We start from the raw sequence: 5,057 nt of genomic DNA on the forward strand, positions 1-5,057 counted from the left end.
TTTTTTGCATGGTTGATCAGATCAAAAATGAGGCAGCTATCATCATTCAAATCATCAAGAGTTTTTACCAGCAGCTGGGCCTGTGGGGTGATCATTGGGTCTCACTATCAGTCCGAGATGCTCTAGATCATAGCCGCTACATTGGCGAGCCGAGTGATTGGGATCAGGCCGAAGCTACCCTGGCGGAAGTCTCAAAAACCTTCAAACTAGACGCCAAGCGGATGGAGGGCGAGGCCGCAATCTACGGACCCAAGCTGGACTTTATGTTCAAAGACGCGCTTGGTCGCGAAACCCAACTAGCTACCATCCAGCTAGACTTTGCCATGCCCAAGCGTTTCGAGCTAACTTACACCAATAGCGACGGCAGTGCCAAGACTCCAGTTATGATTCATCGCGCCATACTCGGTTCATTCGAACGCTTCGTCATGCTCTTAATTGAGCATTACGCCGGCGCCTTTCCACTATGGCTGGCCCCTGAACAGGTTCGGCTAATCGCTTTGAATGATACTAAGGAAGTGACTGAATACGTTGAATTACTGCGGCAAGAATTGAGCCAGCTCGATATCCGAGTCGGTACTGATCTTTCGCAAGAGTCGGTCGGCAAAAAGGTTCGCAACGCTGAACTGATGAAGGTGCCCTATAGTGTGGTGATTGGGCCCGATGAACTCAAACGCCAACGGCTAAAGCCTCGGGCTCGCAAAGGTCTGGAAGAATTTGGCAGTGGCGTCGAAGTCGATGTCTTCGTTGGCCATCTCAAAGCTGCCACCGAGAATCGGAGCTAAGATGGCCAGTGCTTCAGATATTCTAACCAATGCTACAGAGGAGTACCACTTAAGCGTTAACGACGTTAAATTCTGGACTCCGTATTGGATTAACTGGGCCAAACCGCCCTATCATCTTGATGCTCCACTGGTCGGGAAGGGGACTCCAACCGAGCTTCGAAGTGCCTTACTCGATATTTTAGCCCAAACCGACCAGCCGCCTCGGACTGAAGATGGCTATCGTAGCCTAATGAAGCAGCATGGCTTGGGCGTCGACTGTTCGGCGCTAGCCTACCATATCCTTGAACGTTTGGTTCGAGATCTAACCGATCAGGATCTAGCTGAACATTTGTTTGCGCCTAAGAATGATATCATCGAGGCCAGTCAAAAGCTGTCCTGGCAGGAAGCTGGAGTAAGCCAGCCAACTCTGGATGCGCTGCCAGATCAAATCACGATTGCGGAAGTCTCGCGTTTATTTAAGCGTAACCCTCGGCACATTACTAACGTGGCCAGACTAACGGCTGAGGCTGCCACCAAAGCTGTTTCAGCCAGCGACATTCAGCCGGGGGACATGATTAAAATGACCAGTGCAGCCGGGGACCACCTTGGGGTAGTTATTTCGGTTGCACCAGATAAAATTCGCTACGCTGACAGTCGTGAAATCAAGCAGTCCAACGGTGTCCGGTATCAAGATATTCTGATAACCAACCCAGGCCAAAACCTCGACCAACAAGACTGGCCGGACGTGCATGACTTCAACCCTAATGCCGGTGATCGGGTCTGCCGTTTAAAGGTTCTGGATGGCCGAGTCTAGCGGTTTTAAAGTCGGCGTTTATCAACTAGTCGCTCGAATTCCCAGGGGGCGAGTCATGACCTATGGGCAGATTGCTGCGCTGTTGGGTTCGCCCCGTTCGGCTAGAATCGTCGGTCAAGTAGCGCATTGGGGTCCGCTAGATTTGCCCTGGCAGCGAGTCGTCCACAAAGATGGCGCTCTGGCTCGGGGCTACACCACTGGAGGGTTAGAGGCCCATAAACGAGATCTAAAAGCCGAAGGGGTGATGGTTGATCATAAATATCGGGTGGTTGGTTTGGAGTCTTTGCTGTGGTGGCCAAATGACTAGGCTGGTGGCCATTGTTGGACCAACGGCATCGGGCAAGACCGATCTGGCCATTAGGGTTGCTAAACAGTTTGGCGGTGAGATCATTTGTGCTGATTCCAGGACCATTTATAAAGGCATGGACATCGGTACGGCTAAACCGAGCCAGGCCGAAAGAGCGCAAGTTCCGCACCACTTGCTCGATATAATAAGCCCCGATCAAACCTTTAGCGCGGCTGAATTTAAAGCTAGGGCAAACCGTGTTATTGAGGAAATTCATTCACGCGGCGGCTTACCGATTTTAGTTGGCGGCAGCGGGCTCTACGTTTATTCGGTGATCTATGACTTTCAGTTTCCGGCTGGCCCTTCAAATGAGCTAAGGCGCCAGCTCGAGTCCAAGGCAATCGCCGAATTAGTCCAACAACTCCAGCAGTTAGATCCCGAGGCTGCTGAGCAAATCGATCTCAAAAATCCTCGTCGCGTCATCCGAGCAATTGAAACGGCCGGACAACCTAAGGCCAAGAGTCAGCTTGGTGCTGGGGTAATTTTGATTGGACTCAAGCCTGACTTGGAAACATTGGAGCGGCGGATTAGCAGTCGAGTTGATGTCATGGTCGAGGCTGGCTTTGAGAATGAAGTCAGAGAAATCGCCCAAACTTATGGCTGGAATACTGAGGCGCTGACCAGCATTGGTTATCGGGCTTTTCGCCCATATATCGAGGGCCGGGGCAGCTTGGAGCAAGCCAAAGCCCAGTTCGTGCGGGGCGATTTGGCTCTAGCCAAGCGCCAACTAACCTGGTTCAAGCGTAATCCAGACATCAGATGGTTTAATGGTGTCGATCAGGCCTACGCTGCCATAAGCTCTGCCCTGGAGAAGCAAAAGGTATAATAAGCTCATGCCAACAATCATTGTCATCTGGATAGCCAAATTGGCTGGCTGGCTCAGTACGGCTTTTGGACGCGGAGAGGGCGGAGCATTACCAGGTTTGATTGCCGAAAAACTCCAACCCGACATCCTAAGCAAGCTGGGCTCTAAACTCTCTAAGGGCTCGGTCTTAATCACCGGCACAAATGGTAAAACCACGGCCACTCGGATGGTGGTAGCGGCTTTGGGACAGAGCCAGGGACGAGTGCTATCCAACCGAGCCGGCTCAAATTTAACTAGAGGCCTAATATCGCATCTGGTAGCGGGTTGTAGTCTTAGCGGTCGAATGAACTATGATTTTGGGGTTTTTGAAGTTGATGAAGCGGCTTTCCCGGAAGCTTTTAAAGCCTTAAAACCTCAGGCCGCTATGGTCTTAAACTTGTTTCGTGATCAGCTTGATCGCTATGGCGAACTAAACACTTTAGCCGCCAAACTACGTCAGGCCCTTGAAGGCACTCCAGCTAACATCATCTTAAACGGCGATGATCCTCTAGTAGCTTGGTTGGGACGCGGGCTTAAAAACGCCTCCTACTTTGGCATTGAATCAGCACCGGTTAAAAAATTGCCTCACGATTTTGCAGCTGATTCCAGTGTTTGTCCGGTCTGTGCTAGCCCCCTGCGCTATGAGAGCATCTATTATTCACACATTGGCAGCTATGATTGCCCAACCGGAGACTTTCATCAACCGAAGCTAAATGTTGTTGGAAAAGCAACATTACTTACGACTAAGTCTTCAGTTATGGAGATTCACTCTGGTCAGAAGCGGGCTGAATTAGAGCTCCAACTACCTGGTTTGTACAATCTCTACAATGCTCTGGGCTCGATTCAATTGGCAATGAGTTTGGGTGTCGGGCTAGAATCGGCCGTTGAGAGTGTAGTCAAAATGCCAGCAGCCTTTGGTCGGGCCGAAGTCGTAACTGTCGACGATAAACAAGTTGAACTCTACTTAGTTAAGAACCCAACCGGCTTTAACCAGATTATTCAAACCTATTTATTAGATCCAAAATCACAACCGCTGTTGATCATTATCAATGACTTGATTGCTGATGGGCGCGACGTATCTTGGTTGTGGGATGTGGCTTTCGAAGATGTTGGCTCGACTGGCCAGCTTAGTGCCAGCGGGTTGAGGGCCTACGATCTGGCTTTAAGACTTAAATATGCCGGTCTCAAATCTGAGCCATTGCTGGACATAGACGCTGCGATCGAGCGGTTCATAGACCAAATTCCTCTCGGCGGCAGTGGTATCATTCTACCAACCTACACCGCCATGCTAGCAACCAGGCGCAGTTTAGGACGTAGCACTCCCATAGCGAGGATGAATTGATGAAGCCGTTGGTAATCACTTATCTCTACCCAGCTGAAATGAACCTTTATGGGGATCGTGGCAACATCATCGCTTTGCAGCAACGCTGCCGCTGGCGGGGGATTGATACTAGGTTAGACGAAGTTCATTTGGGTGCAAATTATGATTTTAGCGCCAGCGACATTATCTTTGGCGGCGGTGGACAGGATAAGGGACAGGAACTAGTGGCCAAGGATTTAACTCGCCATGGCACATCCATCAAATCCGCGGCTGAGCGGGGCGTTCCGATGCTATTAGTCTGCGGCTTGTATCAACTTTTTGGTCGCCGTTTCACTACAACCGATGGCCTGGATATTCCTGGGATCGGTCTATTTGAGGCTGAAACGACTGGCGGCGCAAAGCGGCTAATAGGTAATATTTCGGTTGAATCCGAGTATGGCACTCTAATCGGTTTCGAAAATCATAGCGGGCTAACAAAGCTCGATTCCGGTCAGAAAGCCTTAGGTCGGGTAATCAAGGGCGCTGGCAATGATGGATCCAGCGGTCAAGAGGGTGCGGTCTTCAAAAACGTTATTGGGACTTATTTGCACGGACCAATTTTACCCAAAAACCCAAGTTTAGCGGATTTCTTAATCATGGCTGCATTGAGCCATAAGTCTGGCCGAGACCTCAAATTAGAGCCTTTAGATGACAGTTTGGAGCTACTCGCCGCCGAGACCGCTAGTCGTCGCCCGCGTTAGCTAAAGACAAAAAGCTTGTTCACCTAAACCCAATATGCCTACTACCAGACTAACAAGTTAGGCTTGGCTTTTGCCGGCTTTATAGGTTAGAATCTTATATAAAGATAACTATGGGGATGGTCGGCAGGTGTTTGAGCACTTATTTGGATCGAAGACGAGAGTTAAACTTTTAAGCCTGTTTTTGAATAATCCGGACCGGGCTTACTACGTTCGCGAAATTACCCGCAAGAT

At 50.0% G+C, this 5,057-nt stretch carries 6 protein-coding genes; all 6 read left to right on the plus strand.

Annotation, left to right across the window (positions count from 1 at the left end):
• A partial coding sequence (locus tag VLE72_01100) for a threonine--tRNA ligase (protein ID HSX14494.1) occupies nucleotides 1-782 on the plus strand: 782 nt, incomplete at its 5' end.
• A gap of 1 nt (nucleotide 783) precedes the next feature.
• A complete protein-coding gene (locus tag VLE72_01105) occupies nucleotides 784-1,575 on the plus strand; it encodes a hypothetical protein (protein ID HSX14495.1) in 792 nt (263 codons plus the stop codon).
• On the plus strand, nucleotides 1,562-1,882 hold the full coding sequence (locus tag VLE72_01110) for a methylated-DNA--[protein]-cysteine S-methyltransferase (protein ID HSX14496.1): 321 nt from the start codon (nucleotides 1,562-1,564) through the stop codon (nucleotides 1,880-1,882). Before VLE72_01105 ends, VLE72_01110 begins: the two co-directional genes overlap by 14 nt.
• Complete coding sequence (miaA, locus tag VLE72_01115; GenBank protein HSX14497.1) at nucleotides 1,875-2,747, plus strand: tRNA (adenosine(37)-N6)-dimethylallyltransferase MiaA; 873 nt, start codon at nucleotides 1,875-1,877, stop codon at nucleotides 2,745-2,747. The genes VLE72_01110 and miaA overlap by 8 nt, the downstream gene beginning before the upstream one ends.
• Nucleotides 2,748-2,754: 7 nt before the next feature.
• The gene (locus VLE72_01120) at nucleotides 2,755-4,107 is read left to right on the plus strand and encodes a MurT ligase domain-containing protein (GenBank protein HSX14498.1); all 1,353 of its coding nucleotides are present in this window, start codon (nucleotides 2,755-2,757) and stop codon (nucleotides 4,105-4,107) included.
• Nucleotides 4,107-4,826 carry a glutamine amidotransferase gene (locus VLE72_01125; protein ID HSX14499.1) on the plus strand — a complete coding sequence of 240 codons (720 nt, stop codon included), beginning with the start codon at nucleotides 4,107-4,109 and terminating at the stop codon, nucleotides 4,824-4,826. Before VLE72_01120 ends, VLE72_01125 begins: the two co-directional genes overlap by 1 nt.
• Nucleotides 4,827-5,057: the final 231 nt, after the last annotated feature.

It is taken from the genome of Candidatus Saccharimonadales bacterium (assembly GCA_035480635.1).
Classification (GTDB): Bacteria; Patescibacteriota; Saccharimonadia; order UBA4664; family DATIHN01; genus DATIHN01.